The sequence below is a fragment of the Streptomyces sp. Ncost-T10-10d genome (genome assembly GCF_900091955.1).
Lineage (GTDB): Bacteria > Actinomycetota > Actinomycetes > Streptomycetales > Streptomycetaceae > Streptomyces.
Genome location: NZ_FMDF01000150.1, coordinates 1 through 18,338, shown reverse-complemented (window position 1 = coordinate 18,338; position 18,338 = coordinate 1). Strand labels below are relative to the sequence as shown.

The window sequence follows — 18,338 nt, the reverse complement described above, 5'->3', positions numbered from 1 at the left end:
TGAGGCGGACATGGATGCGCCCGTTCCGGCCCGAAACACTTCGGGCCGGAACGGGCGTGGAACGGGTCCACGGGCACGACCGGGAAGGAGGACGGCGCGATCCCGCCCGCGATCCGCCCGTCAGGCCTCAGTCCTGGCCGACCACCACTTCGGCGATCTGCGGCGCCGCCGGCCCCGCGCTCCAGACCAGGCGTACCGCGTCGGCCTCACGGCCCGCGGTGGATACCTCGGTGTACGGGCCGACGAGCGCGCCGACGGTCTGCCACGTTCCGTCGGTGCCCCGCAGCTGGATGTCGGCCCGGCCCGCCGACCCGGTCGGCCGCAGGACGGTGACGGACCGCACGGGACGCGCGGCGACGAGCCCCATCTCCAGCGCCTCCCCGGCCTCCGGAGCGCGAGCGGCCCGGTAGACGGTGCCCGGGTCTCCGTCGGACGCCGCCCGCAGCGAGGACCCGTTCGCGGCGGGCGGTCCGCCGGTCACCGCCCCGTCCTGGGTCAGGACGTTGAACTCCCGTACGACGAGCCAGTTGTCCTGACCCGCGGTCGCCCGTGCCCGCACATAGCGGGCCTTCGTTCCGGCGGCCACGGTCGCGGTGACGTCCGGCTTCCCGGAGAAGGCGGTGAGCTGCTGCCAGCTCTGCCCGTCGGCCGAGTACTCGAGCACCCCTGCGTGGAGGTAGTCGTCGGTACTGCCCGGCTTGGCCATGGCGAGCGTGATGTCGCCGATGTCCCGCGCCCGCCCGAGGTCCACGGTGATCTGGTCACCTGCGGCGGGCGCGCCGTCGCTCCAGAAGTAGGTGGAGTCGTCGCCGTCCAGCATCCGCGCGAGCGTGTTGCTCTGATACGTGCCCAGGCTCGTCGATGCCGAGAGCCGCCCGCTCACTCCGAGGATCCGGTCGTGCTCGGCGTTCGCCGCGTCGATGAACCGGTCCAGCACCCCGTCGCCGACAGCGACCGGCACCTTGCGGCCGTCGAGGCCGGTGTACGTGAAGGACTTCGCCGCGGCGACCTGTGCCGGAAGCTGCTGCCGGAGCTCCCATGCCTGCGCTCCCTTTCCGGCCCGGGCCGCCTCGACCATGCGCAGGGCAGTGCGGGCGGCGGTCGCCCAGGACTCGGTCGCATCCAGCCAGGGGCCGGAGTCGGCGATGAAGCCGCGGTCCGGGAGGCTGCTGCGCAACCGGTCGGGCGCCGAGCCGAGCGCACCCAGGACCGAGGAAAGCCGGGTGGTGTCACCGGACTTCCAGTAGTCGGCGATCTCCGCCGCCAGTTCGGGGGCCTGGTCCTTGTTGAGTGCCGAGCTGTAGTTGACGTCGGCGAAGGCCCGCAGCGCCTTTTCCGTGCGAGGGTCGCCGCCCGCGTACTCCTTGAGTCCCTCGCCCCATGAGGCGCGGGGGTCGTACGCGGCGTCGTTCCAGGCATAGTCGGCAACGGTATGGAGCGCGATCTTCGAGGCGTACGGCTGGATCATCGGGTTGGCGGTGATCCCGGCCAGCTTGCCGGGCAGACCCTTCTCCCGCCCGTTGAACGGGCCGAGCAGCAGCCGGTTGGTCGCATAATCGTTGACCGGGTAGTTGTCCCACGTCAGGATCGGGTGGTTGAAGACCGTGCGGGCGGCGTCGGCCTGTGCGACGGTCATGGTCGGCGCGACAACACCGACACCGGTCCATTCGACGAGGACATCGGGGTCGAGCTGCTCGGACAGCGCCTTCTTGTACGGCGACGCGGAGACGTTGTAGTACTCGGTGGGGACCATCTGGAGCGGCTGGGCGCCCGGGTGGGTGGAGATGAACTCCTTGTTGACCCGGTTGAGCAGATAGGCCTGCGCCGCGCCTGCCGCAGCGCCGCCGGTCCCCCACTTCGCCTTGTCCTCGGCGCAGTTCCAGTCGGTGTAGCTGATGTCGTCGAGCGGCACGGCGAAGGTCCGTACGCCGATGTCCCAGATCGTCTGGAACTTGTCGACCAGCGCCTTGGCATCGGCGTCCGAGCTGTAACAGACGGAGAGGCCGGGCGAGAGCGCATACGTGAACTCCACATGCCGCTGGACGGCCCGGTCGGTGAGTTCCTTGATCTGGGCCAGCCGGTCGGCGGGGTAGGCGTCGCGCCACTTCGCGCGGAGATACGGGTCGTCCTTCGGCGAGTACACATAGATGTTCATCTTGTGCTCGCCGTAGTAGTCGAGCTGGTCGAGCCTGGCCTCGTGCGACCACGGGGTGCCGTAGAAACCCTCGATGACGCCGCGCAGTGCGGTGCCGGGCCAGTCGCGTATCGCAAGTCCGGCGACCTGGACACCCGGATGCTTCACCTGCGGCAGGACCTGCCGCAGGGTCTGCGCGGCGTAGTACGTGCCGGTGGTGTCCTTGCCGGCGAGGACGATGCGACCGGCGCCGATGCCGAGGACATAGCCGTCGGCGGGCAGCGCGGACGGGCCCTCGATCCCTTGCGCGGTGAGCGCGGCCGCATCACCGACATGGACGGTGAGCCCGGTCCGGGCGGGTCTGTCGCTGCGGACGACGCGCTGGGCGCCGGCCCGGCGCAGCGCGCTCTCCACGACCTGGAAGGCGGATTGGTCGGAGGTTCCGCCCGCCACCACGGTGACGGTCGGACTGATGGTGATCCGGTCGGCCCGGGTCTTCACGGACTGCGGGGTCGGCGTGATGGCGGGGGCCGGCCGGGCGGCCGCGGCCTTCGCCGGGGAGTCGGTGCGGGCACTGCCTGCCGCCTGGGCGGACGGCACTGCGGTCAGCAGACCTCCGACGAGCAGGGTCGCCGCCGTACCGAGCGCGGTGAGACGGGGTGGGCGAGGCGTCACTAGTCCTCCATTGATCACTCAAGTCACCAGAGTCGCGCAACACAACAACACCGAATTCAACAGCATGGCGCTTACATGTCAATGGTCTGGACAACATCAACACGTGGACCTGCGGTTTTGCCCCCAGAAGCCGTACCCGTGCATGAGCGGTACCGAACATGCGGAGCCGGAAGGCGGAACGGAGCCCGGACCGGACCCCGACCCGACTCAGCGGGTGAAGAGTTCGAACGTGACGGCCGGACGCCCGCCGAACCGCTCCCCCTCGACCCGCGCATGGTCGGCCAGGAAGGTGCGGCAGTACGCCTCGGGGGCGTCGTCCGTCAGCCCCTCGATGTACGTACGGTGCGCCAGCAACGCCTTCACCGAGCGCTCCAGCCCGGCCGTCGCGTCGACGGCATGGGTGGGGACGCTCGGCCCGGCGACACGCCCCACCGCACCCCGTTCCACGGCCGGAGCCCCGGCACCGCGAGTTCCGGAAAGATCCAATGATTACCCGCGTCGGCGGCGCCGTCCAGGGTGGCGCGGCCGACCGCCCGGCGATCGGGGGTGTTCCAGACGACACCACCCCAGGTGTCCGGTGATTGAGCGTCACGACCAACTCGGGACGGTACGTGCGGATGGCTGCGGCGATGTCCCGGCGCAGTGGCAGGCCGTACTCGATCACGCCGTCACGGTGATCCAGGAAATCCACCTCGCGGACACCGACGACGGCGGCGCGCGCCCGCTGCTCGCGCTCGCGCAGCGGCAAGGAGACCGCACGGGGCGGGCTCGCGGCGGACATCGTTGAGCACTGACGCCGTAGGCCCTGACGAGCGCTTCCCATCTTTCACCGCCGTCAGGGCCTTCCCTGCTTACTCGACGGAAAGTCCCTGGAACCTCCCTGGGACAGATGTGAATGTCCCTGAGAAGTCCCTGGAATGTCCCAAGCCAGTTCGCGGCGGCACGGCTCCCCTTTCTGGCCAGACCAGCCGCCCCTGAGCCCAGTCCCGCGCGCTGAGTTCACGCGAGCCCGACCGCCGTATCTCCACGCGCGCCGGGTTCTACGCCGACAACCTCGCCGAGGGCTGCTCCCCATGAGGGACTGGGCTTTCCACTGCGCCCGACGCCTCAACCTGCGTGGGAATATCCAAGGCGCCCTCGGCATGAACCAGCAAACCTCCCGGGCTGCGACGGCTGCCGCACACGCAGTTCTCATGCGGCGTGATACCGGGAGTAGGCGCTTCCCGACGCGAATGGCCCGGGCCACCGGGCGGCTTGCCGCAGCCCGTGCCGCAGGGACGTGTACTGGAGCCTGTTCTGCCCCTCGCGCCGAATGCCCTCAGTGGTTTGCAGCGGGCCGCGGCTGGCAACTGTCGCGCCCACGAACGGCCTGGTGGATCAGTTGGTTGACGGCACAGGCCACGCCGGCATGGTCGGCTCAGCCCTGCCAATCGGAAGGGAAGAGGGGCTGATCAGGCGCCTGCAACAGATGACGTGATCCGTGTCGCCATGGAGAGGTTCACCGTTCTGCTGGATCATTCGACCGCGGCAGCTGTGTGCCAACGACGACGGCCCTGACACCAGTGGGGTGATCAGAGCCGTCACACGCGACTCCTGGCGTGGTGCGCCAGGTTCCTTGTGTGGTGAACTTACCCACCGACGTGGGAGAAGAGGTGGCGCGCCGCGCAGGTTGTTCTGGCGGGCAGCCTGCTGGTCGGCGGGGCTGCGGTATCGGTATCCGGTCCGGTCTTCCCTGCTTGGCCCAGCAGGAGCCGGCGGTGGGGCGGATGCCCAGCGGGCCGAACTCGTCGAAGGCGAGGACGCGGTCGGGAAAGTGCTCGATGGCCTGCTCGATTCGGTCGAGCTTGGCGTCGAAGTCGGGGTCGGTGGACTCCTTCCAGGTCTTGGTGCCCTGGAAGGTGATGCCATGCCGCTTGAGTAGCATCCGCAGGGCCTCGCGGCCGATGCGGCCGGGCCCCTTCTTCTGGGCCGCGGCCGCATGTTGGTGAGCACGTACGACCGTGGAGTCCACCGACACGGCCCAGGTCAGGTCCTCATCGGCATCGTCCTGTGCCATCAGCACGATGAACACGCGTTCCCAGGTGCCGTCGAGGGCCCACGTCCGCAGCCGGTTGTAGACACCACACCAGTTGCCGTACTTCTCCGGCAGGTGGACCCACTGCGTGCCGGTTTGAAACTTGAAGACGATCGCGTCGATCACCTCACGATGGTCTCGTCAGCGGCCACCCCCGTTTCGGCGTACGGTCCGGAAGCAACGGCTCAATCCGAGCCTACTGTGCATCAGTCAACGGCACACCCAGGCCAACAACCGGCTGATCCAAACGAAACCGCCCCGGGGTGATCGGCATGAACGCCCACCGACGGACTCATTGTGACAGCGGCTCTGAGCGCCCAGCTCGGTGAGGCCATTCCGACGGGGAACGGCCTCACTGATCTGGGCGCCACAGGGCGGGTCACGATCTGCGTCCGGATCCGCGCCGTCACCATCAACATCGTCATGGAGTCGTGTATCGCGTCCGGGGCCGAGGGGTTCAGACCTTGACGGACACGTACTCCTTGCCCTTGTCGTTCTCGATCACGACCTTCTGCACGTCGTCCATGGGGACGGCCGCCGAGCCGTCGAGGTTGGCGCCCTTCTCCTCATCGGCGACGAGCCAGCTGCCCGCGATCTCGCGGCTGCCGTCCTTCGCGACGACCACCACACGGCAGCGCTCGCCCGCCGGGATGCCCGTGACCGAGGCGTTGAGGCGGATCCAGTCGACGGCTGGGGTCACCCGGAGCCTCATCTCACTGCCGGTCGAGGCGCTGCGGCCCTCAAGGACTTTCATGCCGACCGGCGGCGCCGGTGGCACGGTCGCCCCGGCCGAGGGGGCCGGAGGGATCGCCTCCGGGATGCGCTCACCAGTGTTCTGGCCGATCAGGACGCCGCCGCCGAGGACGGCGACCGCCGCGACCGCCGCGACCGCGCCCAGGACCGCTCTTCGCCGCAGCGTCTGCCCGGCGCGTTCGCTGCGGACCTGCCTCAGCGTCCGCTGCAGCAGCAGGTCACCACCTTCCGGGGGCCCGTCGAGGAACGCCTCCGGGGGTACTTCGCCGAGTGCGGACTCCATCTCCCGCAGCCCGTCCAGTTCGTCGCGGCACTTCTGGCACGACGCCACGTGTACGTCGACGGTTCGCACCTCCTGCTCATCGAGCGCGCCGAGGACATAGGCGCCGAGCAGTTCGCTGTCGTGTTCCTTGGTGCTCACACCGCCACCCCCTTCAACGCCACCAGATTTACTGCCTTCGGTCTGTCTGCGTACATGTCCCGCAGGGCCTTCAACGCATAGTGTGACCGGGACTTGACCGTCCCGGGTGGTATCCCGAGTTTGTTCGCCGCCTCGGCGACGCTCCTGCCCTGGAAGTAGATTTCCATGAGCACGTCCCGGTGGTCCGGGGAGAGCCGGTCGAGCGCCTCCATGACGACCATCGAGTCGACCACGGCGTCCGCGTGGTCCTGCTCGACGGGCTGGGTGGTCACCGACTCGGCGACCTCCGTGGGGCGCGCGGCCTTGGCCCGGTACCGGTCCGTGACGATGTTGCGGGCCACGGTGAGCAGCCAGCCACGTACCGAGCCCTTGCCGTTGACCAGCGCGTCCGGGTGTTTCCAGGCCCGGATCAGGGTTTCCTGGACCACGTCCTCGGCGGCGCTGCGATCGCCGGTCAGGCGTTGCGCGTACGCGAGCAGGGCTCTGCCGTGTTCCTCGTAGAGGGACCGGATCAGTGCCTCGTCACCGGTGTCCTGTCTCTGCCGGCTGCGGGACCACAATGCCGCCATCCACCTTCTCCGTCCTCTCCTGGGCCGATGCGCTGAACACGGACGGCGGGCCGGGCCGGTTCAATCCCCGGCGAATGTGAGCTGAATCACAAGCCGGTCGGGGTCGCGCGAGGGGTCCCGGTCACCCCGCCTTGCACTGCCGGTCCTCGTTGATGCAGCGCACCAGCTCCGCCATGCGGTCCCCGGTCATCACGTTCACGAACATCGCGTGGTCGGTGATCGGATCGCGCAGCTGCTCCGGGAAGGAATCGACGGCGAACGGCGTGCCCTCCGGGAGTTCATAGGTGAGGGTGACGCGCAGTTGCGGCACGGGGAACGTGGCCCGCGGGCAGGTGCCGTCGCCGGCGGGGAACTGCGCGTGCGCGCGGTGGTCGGGGCTGTCGGTGGCGAGGCCGTTCCAGCAGCTCGGGAAGTCCAGGGTGCGGGTCGGTCCGCTGCCCTGCGGGCAGCGTACGTAGTTCCGGGTGAACCGGTCCGGGTAGCCGGAACAGCCCCACTGGGCGCGGACGTTCGTGCTGTCCGTGGTGGCCGCGACCGGGTCGCCCGTGATCAGCCGGATGAATCGGGGCATGCCGACGACCGAGCTGACCGGGTTGCCGCGGAACTCCACCCGTACCGAGGAGGCGGTGACGGCCTCGCCGGTGTTGCCGTGGGCACCGAGGCCGGCCTTGTGGGCCTCGCCGGTGCGGTCGAGTCGGCGCAGCACCGGCCAGTAGTACGTGGACCGGTCGCCGCCCGCGCAGGTGGTCTTGGCGGCGGCCAGACTCCGGTCGGTGGAAAGGGCGTTGGTGGAGAGATTGCCGACGTAGTCGTGAGTGTGATGGGCGCCGTTCACGACGCCCGGGGAGGTCACGACGTTGTCCATGTTGTAGTGGCCCTGTTCGTTACGGCCGCAGTCGACGGTGTACGAACCGGTGGACGCGTCAGGTCCGGCAGCGGGCCTCTGGGCCGGTGGAACGGTCCCGATGTCCACGTACTTGCTGTCGGCGGGCGCGTTGGACACCCTGACGACCCCGTCGGCGCCGAACGTCATGACGCCGAGGAACACGACCAACCCGAGCAACACGGGCAGAATTCCCCAGAACAGACGGGAGTTGGAGAAGGGCAGCTTGATCCGCACGGAAGCAGAGTGACACCAGGGGCCGGGTCAGGCAAGATTGCCCGCAAGCCGCCCGCCAAACCTCCATCAGCCCCATTCCGGTGAACGTCAGAGGAACAACTGCCCCCGTACGGCGCCGTCGGGGAACTCCCGGGTCTGCACGTTCGAGTAGAAGTTGGTCGGGCTCCCCTTGAGGCGCGCGATCAGCTCGGCGTCGGGGGTGCTGACGCTGCCGGAGATCGCGAAGACGTTCTTCGGTACGGGAGTGACGAACAGCGGGAGCCGTATGTCGCCGTTCTCGCCGAGCACCCCCTCGTGGATGCGTCCGGCCAGCGGCGCCCCGATGTTCACCCAGGCCATGGAGTAGTCGACGCGGTCCGGCCTCGGGTGCAGGAAGGTGGTGCTGTGCCCGTCCGGGTCGCCCGCCTTTCCGGCGTCGTCGGCCGGGATCTCCTGGCCGCCGTCCGCGAGTGCGCGCAGCTTGCCGCCCCGGATGATGGTGAGCGGGTTCACCGGCTTCGCCAGGAGCCGGAGCTGGCCGCGCACCGCGCCGCCGGGGAACTCCTCGGAGTGCAGGTCGATGTAGAAGCCGCCGGGGTTGGTGCGCAGCTGTCGGGCGAGCGCGGCGGAGGATATCGAGGTCTGCCCGGCGGCGGAGTTCACCGAGGCGGGCATGGCCGTGCCGAACAGCTCGGCCTTCACCCCGCCGTCGCCGCTGGTCCGGCCCTGGTGGAGGTGGCCGCTCGTCGGCCTGCCGATGCCGTTCCAGGTGAGGGCGAAGGTGACCCGGTCACCCTTGACCTTGATGAGCGCGACGGCCTTGCCGTCCTTGTCGCCCACCGCGGACCCGTCCTTCTTCTTCTGTACTCCCTGGTCGCCGGTGAGCCGGGCGATCAGGGAGACGGCCGGTGCCCGCGCCGCTTCGGCGGCGGCCGTCGAGACCCGGGCGCCGGGGCCGTCCTCGGCCGACGCCGGGGCCGTACCGGCGAAACCGGTGAGAGCGGCGACGAGCACGGCGACGCCCGCCGCGACAGTGAGCCTGCGCATGTCTTTCGTCCTTCCGGGAGTTGGGCTTCCAGGGCCCTTCGCGTCGACCAACGGACGGACGGCCGAAGCGGTTCAACGCCCCTCGTGATTCGTGGTGTCGGACGCCGAGAGGGCGGCGTGCACTGAACCCGTACGGCGGGCGGCACGTGTGGGCCACGGGGAAATCGCCCCGCCGCTTTTCACGACGTACGAGAGAGGTCATCACCATGCACGCACGCAAGGCGCTGTTCGCCATCCCGCTGGCCCTGGGACTTGTCGCCTGCGGTACCGGGAGCGACGGCGGCACCGGCAGCACCAGCAGCCACAAGGCGCCTGCCAAGGCAGCGCCGGGCAGGGCCGCATCCGGCACCGAGGTCACCGTGGCGGATGCCGAGCTCGGCTCCATCCTGGTCGACGGACAGGGCCGCACCCTGTACGCCTTCACCAAGGACAAGGAGGCCACCAGCAACTGCGACGCGGAGTGCATCGCCGTGTGGCCCGCGCTGACCAGCCCCTCCCCCGCCGCCGCGGGCAAGGGCGTCGAGAAGTCGCTGCTGCGCGAGGCGAAGCAGTCCGGGGGTGCCGTGCAGGTCACGTACGGGGACTGGCCGCTGTACTACTACGTCGGTGACATCGCGCCCGGTGACGTCAACGGGCAGGGCCTGGACGGCGAGTGGTTCGCCGTGTCGCCCGACGGAAAGCTCGTCCGCAAGTCCGCGTGACCGTCTCCGCAGCCCGGTCCTGTGCCGCTCCGCCTCCCGTACTCACTTGATCCGGCGGGCCGTTGAACCGTCCCGCGTCCACGGTCGTTCCTGGAGCGGGGCGGGACGTGCCCGCCGGACGACGCGTACGAGGGAGGAGCCTTGGCCGAGATCGAGATGCCGGGAGACGAGGTACAACGTCTCGGTGAACTGCTGGGCCGGGTGGTGGAGCTCATCGACACCCGGCCGTCGGGCTACAACCCCGCGGACGTCGGCCCGCCACTGGTGCGCGCCGGCACCAACTTCGACGACGCCTGGAAAGACGGGCGCGTCCAGGTCAAGCGGAACAGCAAGGACCTCAAGGAAGGCTGCGACGCCATCGTGAAGGCCTTCGCCGAATTCGACACCAAGATGGGCTCTTCGCTGAAGGAAGGCGGCAGCCAGGGCGGTGGCGGCGACGCCACACCCGCCGGGGGCGGCCCCCGGCCGTCCTCCTAGGACGACGGCCTCATCGCTTCCCCCTTGTCCGCCTGGCCCGACACGAGCCCGGCCCGAAACGAACTGAGGAGAACGGTCCCATGACCACTGGTTCGCACACCTTCGGGATCGCCATCCCGGAGAACTGGACGGAGTACGACCTGCACGGCGAGACGCTCGCCGAGCGCCGCGCCGAGATGCTGCGGCACGCTCCGCAGAAGGAGACCCGGGACGCCATCAACCACACGTTCCGCAGCGCACGGCGCATCATGGAGGGCGCCCGCATGCGCGGCGCCGTCTACGCGGCGGGCACCACCGCCATGTACGAGGACGGCCTGCTGATGGCCGGGCTCATGATTTTCAGCGTGAAGCCGCCGCCCGGTGAGGACTTCTCCGCGAAGGGCATCGCCGAGCAGTTCTCGGCCACCGGGGGCCGCCGCCGCGAGGGCACCAGCCGGACCCTCTCGACGGTGACGCTGCCGGGTGTCGGTCCGGTCGGCCGGATGTCCGGCATCGAGGAGACGGAGATCTCCGACGGCATCTCGTACAAGATGGTGGTGACGCACACGTTCGTGCCGGTTCCCGGTGCTGAGCGGGTCCTGATCATCACCTGCTTCAGCCCGAACCTCCCGCTCGCCGAGCCGCTGTGCGACCTCTTCGACGCCATCACCTCGACGTTCGCCTTCGGCGATCAGGCTCCGGTGGCCGCAGGCGCGGCGGCCACCTGACCGGCGCCGGCCTCGCAGAGGGCCCGGCCGTTCCTGGAGGAACGGCCGGGCCCTCTTCGTGTGCGTGTGAGGAAGGCCATGTGTGCCGAAGGCCGTGTGCGTACCGAAGGCCGGAAGGCCTCCGCTCCCCCGTGACCGGAGGGGAGCGGAGGCCGTCCGGCCTTGCTCTGTGGTGCGGTGGTACGTCGTGCTGCCGGTCAGTCCACCGTCGTCGCGGGGACGCGCACCGTGGTGAAGCGGCCGTCGCCGAGCTGGAGATGGGCGCGGCCGGGTTCGCTGTCCTGGCCCATCAGACCGCGTGGCAGCCGCGCGCCGACGAGTTCTCCGTCGCCCATCAGGCGGGGCGCGAGCAGGGCGCCGCAGCGGTTGCGGCGTACGGCGGCCTGCCAGCCGCCGATGCCGCCGAGCAGCGCCTCGTTGTTGCCGGCCACGATCAGGCCCCAGCCGTCCCCGGCGCTGCCACGGGCGAGCGCGACGAAGTCGGTGTCGAGCTCGGAGTTGATCATCATCTCGGCGTCGTCGACGAGGATGGCCCCGGCCGGGCTGTCCACCTTGCCGAGCGCGGCGCGGAAGTCGGCGACCGCGACATCGGTGTCGGTGAAGACCTCCACGACGCCAGGCTGTCCGGCAAGGCCGCGCAGCGGCGAATTGCGCGGTGCGATCACCACGATCTTCGTGCCGGACTCGGTCAGCGACTTCGCCATGGTGAGCAGCACCGTGCTCCGCCCGGACCTCGGTGGACCGGCCACCACGAAGGACGGCACCTGTGACAGGTCGGTGCCGATGGCTGCGAGTTCGTCGCCGCCGACGCCAATCATCGCCCACAGCGGGGAGGTGGTCCGCGGCTTACGGGCGAGGGCCTGTGCGAAGTCCAGCTCGTCGGGCAGCACGTCCACACGGAACGGCCTGCGCTCGGCGGGCACGTCGGCGTCGCGTTCCGCGACGCGTTCGGCGAGTGCGCCCAGTGCCTGGGCCTGGCCCGCGCCGGTGGCGTCGGTGCCGTCGGTGCCAGGGATCAGCGCGACCTGGGCGCTGTTGGTGTCCCTGGTGAGGACACCGCGTCCGGCCGGGAGTTCCTCGGGAACACTGCGGGCGTTGAGGCCCACCATGGAGTAGTCGGAGCGGTCGTTGAGGCGCAGGACCAGCTTGTCCTCGGTGGTGGCGGAGAACCGGCCCTGGCCGAGGATGCGGTCGCCGGACAGCACCAGGTGCACACCGACGCTCGCGCCCTCGCGCATCAGGAGGGTCATGGCATCCATCAGGCTGCCCTGGTCGTAGTTGGCGTAGTCCCGCTCGAACGCCTCGAAGCGGTCGACGAGCAGCAGGATATGCGGGGGCCGCTCCGCCTCGGGCAGGGCGCGGCGCAGCTCGGTGAGGTCGGCGACGCCCCGCCTGCCGAGGAGTTCACGGCGCCGCCCGACCTCGGCGACCATGCGGTTCAGCAGCCGGGCCACCCGCTCGACCTGGCTCCGGTCCACCACCGCGCCGCAGTGCGGCAGTCCGCTGAGGGCCTGGAGGGCTCCGTTGCCGCAGTCGAGTCCGTACAGGTGGACGTCGGCGCAGCCGTGCGCTCCGGTGAGAGCGGCGGCGAGGGTGCGCAGCGTCTGGGACCGGCCGCTGCGCGGTGAGCCGACGATGTGCAGATGGCCCATCTCGTCCGGGTCGAAGGCGAGTTGACGCTGTGCCTGCTCGGTGGGTACGTCGATGAGGCCGTACGCGACCGGGGTGAGCCGGCCGTCCTCGGCCGCCTCGGGCGGCGTGGGCAGATCGGTGAGGGTGAGGGTGAGGGTGTCGGGCAGCGGGGGCAGCCAGGGGCGGCGGGCGGGCGGTACGGCGAGCTGGGTGGCCGCGTCGCGTACCGCGTCGACCAGCACCGACAGGTCGGTGACCGGCTGGAAGGTGTCCTCCTCGGTGTCCGGCCTCGGCATCGGTGCGCCGAGGGCCTCCCAGTGGAGTTCGGTGAGCACCGGCACCGGGACGTCCTCGTCCGTGGCCGAGGCGTCGAGGCGGCGGCCGCCGATCCGGCCGGTCTGGAACGGGAGCAGCGCCGCGTGGCCGAGCCTGGCGTGGGCGCGGCCGGGGGTGCGGGGCGAGAGCTGCCCGGAGTCGGGGGCGTCGATGATGTCGCGGCTCTCGCTGGTGTCGGTGGTGCGCAGCGCGATCCGCAGGTTGGTGTTGGCGCGGATGTCGGCGGTGACCGCGCCGGAGGGCCGCTGGGTGGCGAGGATCAGGTGGATGCCGAGGGAGCGGCCCCGCTGGGCGATGTTGACGAGTCCGGAGACGAAGTCGGGGAGTTCGCGCACCATCGAGGCGAACTCGTCGATGACGAGGACGAGCCGGGCCATGGGGGCGAGTTCGGGGCGGCGGGTGCGCTTGTCGGTGTAGTCGTCGATGTCCTTGGCCCCGGCCTCGGCGAGGATGTGCTCGCGTCGCTTCAGTTCGGCGCCGAGGGAGACCAGGGCCCGCCCCACGAGGTGGGTGTCCAGGTCGGTGACCATGCCGACGGTGTGCGGCAGGTCCTCGCACTCGGCGAAGGCGCTGCCGCCCTTGTAGTCGACGAGGACGAAGTTCAGCTCGTCGGGCCGGTTGGCGACGGCGAGGCTCGCCACGAGGGACTGGAGCAGCTCGGACTTGCCGGATCCCGTGGTGCCCGCGATCAGGCCGTGCGGCCCGTCGGCGGCCAGGTCGACGGCGAACGGGCCGTCCACGCCCTCGCCGATCACGGCGCGGGTGCTGCGGGCGGCGATCACCCAGCGCGCGGCGAGGGCGTCGGGGGTGGGCGGTTCGAGGCCGAGTACGTCGAGGAGGCGGGCGGAGGCGGGCAGCAGGTTCTCGTCGGCGTCGTCGCCCACGTCGCGGATCGGCGCGAGCGCGCGGGCCACGCCCACGCACCAGGAGCGGGTGGGCGCGTCCATGCGGACCTCGTCGACGGGGTCGGCGTTGTCCTGCTCGGCGCGCAGCCACTTCGGCCCGGCCACGGCAACCGCGCGGCACTCCTCGGGCAGGAGCCGGGCCTCGTCGTCCACGCAGAGCGCGTACACGCCGACGGCCGGTCCGTCGCGGAGGATCTGGATGACGCCGGGCAGGGAGCGCAGTCTGCGGGCGCCGTCGAGGACGACCAGGACATCGGGTTCGCCCACGGCGCCGCCGCGCGGTGCCCGGTCGCCGGCCTGCTGGCGGGCGGCGATCACGGTGGTGAGTTCCGCGATGCGGCGGCCCACGGACTCGGCGCTCGCGCCGACCAGGGAGATGGTGTCCTCGCCGAGCGGCGCGCAGTGCGGCAGCCAGTGCACCCAGGACCAGCGGTCTGCGCCGCCGGTGCCGGACAGTACGCAGATCCGCAGGTCGGAGGGGCTGTGCAGGACGGCGGCCTGGGCGATCAGCCAGCGCACCAGCGGCTCGGCCCGGTCGCCTCCGGCGACGCCCATGACGCCCGAGGAGCGCAGCGGCACGGTCACGGGCACGGAGTGCGTGGTGCGGTCGACCCGGCGGCGGTGTTCCGGCTCGGCGGGGTCCTGGAGCTCCACGTAGGCGGGGAGGTCGGCGACGCCGAGCCGCATCAGCAGGAAGTCGTCGTCGCGCCAGCGGCGCTCCCACAGCCGCTGCCGCGGGCCGGTGGCGATCAGCAGGGCCGATGCCGGGTCCGGGGCGGCGAGGCGCCGGGATTGCTGTTCGGCGAGCACCGCCTCGTCCACGTCCTGTTCCAGGACGGCCTTCTTCTCCTCGTACTCCTTGAGCTGGTCCTCGTAACTCTCCTTGCCCCGGCGCTTGTTGGAGAACTGGGAGACGAGGGCGATGACCGGCGAGAGGACACCGAAGATCAGGAACCTGGGGTTGTTGAAGAGGATGAACGAGACGCTGGCCATCATCAGCGGCGCGAAGATCAGCATCAGCTGGAGCTTGTTGCGGGCGGGTTTGCCGGGCGGTACGGGCAGCTGGAAGCGGTTGTTGACGGGCGGGGGCAGCAGCCGGGGCGGCCGGTTGTAGTCGAGCCCCACGCCGTCGTCCGAGGGCTGGAGGGCGGCGTCGGGTACGGAGGGCGCGGCCAGTTCGAGCAGGGCCGGGCCGACGGTGAGGACGCCGCCGAGCGGCCAGTCCGTCCAGTCCTTCGCCTCGGTGCCGTCCCGTGTGACACCGTCCTGATCGACGGAGCGTACGGTCGCGGTGCCGTCGGCGTGCACCTTCAGGCGCGCCGCGGTCTTCGCGAGCCCTTCGGCGCGGAGCTGGATGCGGCAGGACGCGGCGGAGCCGATCTCGTAGTCGCCGGGCGACAGCCGGAACACCACTCCGGCGTCGGCGCCGCCGATGCCGCGCAGCTCCACGACGCCGTCCGGCTCGGGGCCCGCCTCGGGTGCGGGGGCGTCCAGGGACAGCAGGCTGCCGGAGCGCAGGGCGGCGGCGGCCATCGGCTGGTCGGCGGGGAGCGGGGTGGCCCCGTGGTACAGGACGGGCGGGGTGTCCGGGGTGCCGCCGCGCAGCCGCCGGTGCAGTTGTGCGGCGAGTTCGCCGGCGGGGGCCTCGGGGTCGGCCTCGATCATGATGTCCGCGGTCTGACCCAGCTCCGGGTCGACGGCGGTGACGGTCAGACGCATCGTCAGTGCTCCTTGGGCACGGGGGTCACCAGGCTGTGCGGGACATCGGCCGGGCCGGACCGGGGAGGGGCCGGCCCGGCCGATGTCCGGGCGGGGTCACTTGCGGAGGCTCGCACCCATCTCGGAGTCGAACTGGGTCATGCCCTCGCCGTACTTCTTGATGTACTCGGAGATGCCGGTGAGGCCCTCGGTGACCTTGCCGTAGTTGTCCATGTACTCCTGCACGAAGGGCTGGAAGTCGTCCCTCGCCGACGGGGTGTTGTAGCCGTCGGCGGTGAGCGCGTCCAGGTCGGTCTTGATCTTGTTGAGCTGGGCGACAGCGATCTCGTACTCGTTCATGGTCTGCGTGGCGGCGGCGCTGGTCTTCTCGTCGTTGACGATGTAATCGGCCATGGGAATGTCTCCTGTTTCCAAGTCGGTGGTGCGGATGGGTATTTCATGGACCGTTCGTGGACCCGCGCCCTACACACGCGGGGTGCGGTCATTCGGTTCAGACCTTGATGGGGATTTCTTCCGGCGGGTTCGCCAGATCGGTGTCCTGGTTGGAGTTGACGGCACCGATGGTTTTCGTGGGAATCGAGGAGAGCGGCACCTCGGGGCCCTTGGTCTTGAATCCGTGGTCGTTCTCGACCTTCTTGCCGGCCAGCGAATTGCCCACGCCGTAGCCGAGTTTGATGCCCGCGTTCTCCAGCGTGGTCTGCGCGTCGGCGCCCTTGGCGCCCACCTCGTAGCCGACGCTGACGGCCTGGCCGACGGCGCCCTTGAGGATGCTGGTGAGGGCCTCGTAGCCGTATTCGTGGAGCTCGGTGACGGAGGTGGGGCCGCCCGCGTAGGCGTGGTAGTCGTGGATCGCGGTGTGCTGCTCGTTGAAGGAGCCGTTGGCGTCGACCTCGGCGACGGTCTTGCCGTTGGCGTCCTTCACCTGCACGGAGCCGTTGTTGTTGACCTTGACGTCGAACGTGGCCGGGTTGCCGTTGTTGTCGGTCGTGGTGACGGTGCCTTCCACGCCGTCCTTGGTGACGGTGAACGTGGTGTTCTCGCCGCCTGCGTTGTTGCTGAACGTGGTGGTGCCGTCCGGGTTCTGCGTGATGGTGACGTTGCCCGCCTGGTCGGTGGTGGTGGCGGCGCCGCCCGCGAAGGTGGTGGTGGCGCCGCCACCACCGTCGGGGGTGACGGCGGGCGCCGCGCCCTGCCCGCCGGTGACGGTGGTGTTGTTGCTGAAGGTGACCTGCGGGGGCCCGGCGGGCCCCTCCTGTCCTGCTCCGGGCTGCGCCGGCTGGGTTACGCCGGGCCCGGTGAGGCTGCCGTCCGGTCCGACGGTGACTGTGTCGTTGGGCTGGTTGCTGCCGGGCACAGACACGTCGAAGCTGCCGTCGCCGTTGGCCTTCACCTCGAACGGGCCGCCGTTGACGGTGGAGTTGCCCTTGCCGCCGACCGGGATGTCCGCGGAGGGGCCGCCGTTGTTGCCGCCGACCGTGAAGGTCTCGGGGCCCGGCGCGGGGCCGCGGTTGTAGGGGTTGTTCGGGCCGTCCAGGATGTCGGACTTCTGGCCCGGCGTACCGGCGTTCTCCACGTCGCCGGGGCTCTTGCTGACGTTGGTGTTGTTGGTGTCGACGTTGGTGTTGCCGCCGAAGAAGCCGTCGTGGTGGACGACGGGGCCGCCGCCCGGCGTGGGCACGGTGATGCCGCTGTTGCCGTCGCCGGTGACGGTGCTGATGGTGGTGTTGCCGGGGTTGTTGCCGATGGGGTTGCCCGCCGTGTCGATCGGAAGGTTGGTGTTCGGGTCGACGTGGGTGCCGGACGGCCCGAGGCTGGTGACGCCGCCGGGGGCGAAGGTGCCGGTGGCCGGTCCGTACGTGACGGAGAACTCGCCGTCGGGACCGCCCGGGTTCGGGCCGTGCACGACGGTGCTGCCGGGCTCGTGGACCGGGTCGACGCCGTGCGTGGTGATCGTGGGTCCGTTCGGGCCGTTGGACAGGGTGTTCTGGCCGCCGGTCATCTCCGGTGAGCCGAACAGGCCCAGGCCCTCCTGCTGCGGGGTGTTCACCGTCACCTGGGTGTTGGTGCCGGTGATGCCGGCGCCGCTCGGCGAGTTGTTGACCGTGGCCTGGCCGTTGTTGTCGATGGTGTGGCTGACGCCGGAGTCGTGGTGGACGGTGGTGGTGGCGGGGCCGTTGCCGTCGTTGCCGATGGTGGTCGTGAACCCGTCGCTGGTGAAGGTGGTGGTCTGTCCGTCCGACGAGATGGTCGCGCCGTTGTTGTTGGTGATCGTGCTGGGGGCCGGTGCGGGCACCGGTCCGCCGCCCGGGGCGTTCGGGGGCGGCGGCGGCACCTTCGCCTCGGCACCGTCGGGGGTCTGTGTGGTGATCGTGCCGTCGGTGCCCGAGTTGACGGTCGTGGGCGGACCGCCGGGTGCCTGGCTGTGGGTGACACTGACATCGCCGCCCGGGTTGACCGTGGTGTTGATGCCCTGGGTGCTGACGCCGTTGGCGCCGACATTGGCCTGCGCACCGCCGGCCGAGGTGTCGGTGAAGGTGGCCACGGGGTTGTTGTTGGCGTCGGTGTTGGCGGTGATGGTGACCGGGCCGTTGTTGACGGTGCCGGTGTTGTCCACGCTGAAGTTGCCGTTGTTGTCGGCGACGGTGGTGCCGTTCGCTCCGGTGGTGACGGTGCTGTTGGGGCCCGCCGGGGCGTTGTTGGTGATCGTGCCGTCGTTGTTGATGGTGCTGTTCGCGGTGTTGTTGCCGTTGACGTCCGTCTGGGCGCCGTTCGCCGTCAGGGCGGTGCTGCTGCCGCCGGAGGTGGTGACATGCGTCGGGGTGCCGCCGTCGGGCGCGTTGACGGTGACCGAGGCGGGCCCGCCCTGCGGTCCGACCGTGGTCGGGCCGTCGCCGCCCGTACTCACCGACGTACCGTTCTGGCTGACGGTCGTGACGCCGTCCGGGCTCTGGCTGACCTGGACCGGGTTGACGGTGCCCACGCTGCCGCCGGTGCCGTTCGGGCCGTGACTCGCCTGGATCGGACCATTGCTGACGGTCGTGGTGCCGTTGTTGTCGAGCGTGACCGTGGTGTTGCCCGGACCGCCCGTA

The 18,338-nt window shown here is 70.4% G+C and carries 12 protein-coding genes and 3 pseudogenes; 4 read left to right on the top strand and 11 right to left on the bottom strand.

All coding sequences use genetic code 11. The features are described 5' to 3' along the window. Window positions 1-127 precede the first annotated feature (127 nt). The 4 genes and pseudogenes from GA0115254_RS26730 to GA0115254_RS46495 form a co-directional block, all read right to left on the bottom strand. Window positions 128-2,809, bottom strand: coding sequence for a beta-N-acetylglucosaminidase domain-containing protein (locus GA0115254_RS26730; protein WP_093897849.1), 2,682 nt, complete (start codon window positions 2,807-2,809; stop codon window positions 128-130). 207 nt (window positions 2,810-3,016) lie between these two features. After that, a pseudogene (locus GA0115254_RS26725) lies at window positions 3,017-3,554 on the bottom strand (PIG-L deacetylase family protein); the annotation flags it as partial. 966 nt (window positions 3,555-4,520) lie between these two features. Further along, a pseudogene (locus tag GA0115254_RS46500) lies at window positions 4,521-4,757 on the bottom strand (IS630 family transposase); the annotation flags it as partial. Between the two features lie 129 nt (window positions 4,758-4,886). Continuing rightward, window positions 4,887-5,009: pseudogene (locus GA0115254_RS46495) on the bottom strand (transposase); the annotation flags it as partial. Between the two features lie 171 nt (window positions 5,010-5,180). On the opposite strand from GA0115254_RS46495, the gene GA0115254_RS44715 reads away from it, so the two are divergent. Then, a complete protein-coding gene (locus tag GA0115254_RS44715) occupies window positions 5,181-5,351 on the top strand; it encodes a hypothetical protein (protein WP_176740299.1) in 171 nt (56 codons plus the stop codon). Here the strand turns inward: GA0115254_RS44715 and GA0115254_RS26715 are convergent. The 4 genes from GA0115254_RS26715 to GA0115254_RS26700 form a co-directional block, all read right to left on the bottom strand. Further along, window positions 5,341-6,057, bottom strand: coding sequence for a zf-HC2 domain-containing protein (locus tag GA0115254_RS26715; RefSeq protein ID WP_093897847.1), 717 nt, complete (start codon window positions 6,055-6,057; stop codon window positions 5,341-5,343). The two genes, GA0115254_RS44715 and GA0115254_RS26715, sit on opposite strands and share 11 nt — an antisense overlap. Further along, a complete protein-coding gene (locus GA0115254_RS26710; RefSeq protein ID WP_093897846.1) occupies window positions 6,054-6,626 on the bottom strand; it encodes a sigma-70 family RNA polymerase sigma factor in 573 nt (190 codons plus the stop codon). The genes GA0115254_RS26715 and GA0115254_RS26710 overlap by 4 nt, the downstream gene beginning before the upstream one ends. 121 nt (window positions 6,627-6,747) lie before the next feature. Next, a complete protein-coding gene (locus GA0115254_RS26705; protein WP_256102787.1) occupies window positions 6,748-7,746 on the bottom strand; it encodes a DUF1996 domain-containing protein in 999 nt (332 codons plus the stop codon). Window positions 7,747-7,833: 87 nt separating this feature from the next. Next, window positions 7,834-8,772 (bottom strand): CHRD domain-containing protein, encoded by a 939-nt coding sequence (locus GA0115254_RS26700; RefSeq protein WP_093897845.1) that lies wholly within the window; start codon window positions 8,770-8,772, stop codon window positions 7,834-7,836. Window positions 8,773-8,978: 206 nt separating this feature from the next. Here GA0115254_RS26700 and GA0115254_RS26695 point away from each other — a divergent pair, with 206 nt between their 5' ends. The 3 genes from GA0115254_RS26695 (at window position 8,979) to GA0115254_RS26685 (ending at window position 10,657) form a co-directional block, all read left to right on the top strand. Beyond that, window positions 8,979-9,473 (top strand): COG4315 family predicted lipoprotein, encoded by a 495-nt coding sequence (locus GA0115254_RS26695; RefSeq protein WP_093897844.1) that lies wholly within the window; start codon window positions 8,979-8,981, stop codon window positions 9,471-9,473. A gap of 141 nt (window positions 9,474-9,614) precedes the next feature. Further along, window positions 9,615-9,950 carry a hypothetical protein gene (locus GA0115254_RS26690; protein WP_093897843.1) on the top strand — a complete coding sequence of 112 codons (336 nt, stop codon included), beginning with the start codon at window positions 9,615-9,617 and terminating at the stop codon, window positions 9,948-9,950. A gap of 80 nt (window positions 9,951-10,030) precedes the next feature. Then, window positions 10,031-10,657, top strand: a complete 627-nt coding sequence (locus GA0115254_RS26685) for a hypothetical protein (RefSeq protein ID WP_093897842.1) — start codon at window positions 10,031-10,033, stop codon at window positions 10,655-10,657. Between the two features lie 197 nt (window positions 10,658-10,854). On the opposite strand, the gene GA0115254_RS26680 is transcribed toward GA0115254_RS26685, so the two are convergent. From GA0115254_RS26680 to GA0115254_RS44710, 3 genes are all read right to left on the bottom strand, one after another. Continuing rightward, window positions 10,855-15,249 carry an FtsK/SpoIIIE domain-containing protein gene (locus GA0115254_RS26680; protein ID WP_093897841.1) on the bottom strand — a complete coding sequence of 1,465 codons (4,395 nt, stop codon included), beginning with the start codon at window positions 15,247-15,249 and terminating at the stop codon, window positions 10,855-10,857. A 96-nt stretch (window positions 15,250-15,345) separates the two neighbouring features. Then, window positions 15,346-15,642 carry a WXG100 family type VII secretion target gene (locus tag GA0115254_RS26675; protein ID WP_093897840.1) on the bottom strand — a complete coding sequence of 99 codons (297 nt, stop codon included), beginning with the start codon at window positions 15,640-15,642 and terminating at the stop codon, window positions 15,346-15,348. A gap of 97 nt (window positions 15,643-15,739) precedes the next feature. Further along, on the bottom strand, window positions 15,740-18,338 hold a 2,599-nt coding region (locus GA0115254_RS44710), incomplete at its 5' end, for a beta strand repeat-containing protein (protein WP_176740298.1).

Excerpts from the sequence above, each read along its gene's own strand:
- GA0115254_RS26710 (WP_093897846.1), bottom strand. The coding sequence starts at position 6,626 with ATGGCGGCATTGTGGTCCCGCAGCCGGCAGAGACAGGACACCGGTGAC.
- GA0115254_RS26700 (WP_093897845.1), bottom strand. The coding sequence starts at position 8,772 with ATGCGCAGGCTCACTGTCGCGGCGGGCGTCGCCGTGCTCGTCGCCGCT.
- GA0115254_RS26695 (WP_093897844.1), top strand. The coding sequence starts at position 8,979 with ATGCACGCACGCAAGGCGCTGTTCGCCATCCCGCTGGCCCTGGGACTT.
- GA0115254_RS26685 (WP_093897842.1), top strand. The coding sequence starts at position 10,031 with ATGACCACTGGTTCGCACACCTTCGGGATCGCCATCCCGGAGAACTGG.
- GA0115254_RS26680 (WP_093897841.1), bottom strand. The coding sequence starts at position 15,249 with ATGCGTCTGACCGTCACCGCCGTCGACCCGGAGCTGGGTCAGACCGCG.
- GA0115254_RS26675 (WP_093897840.1), bottom strand. The coding sequence starts at position 15,642 with ATGGCCGATTACATCGTCAACGACGAGAAGACCAGCGCCGCCGCCACG.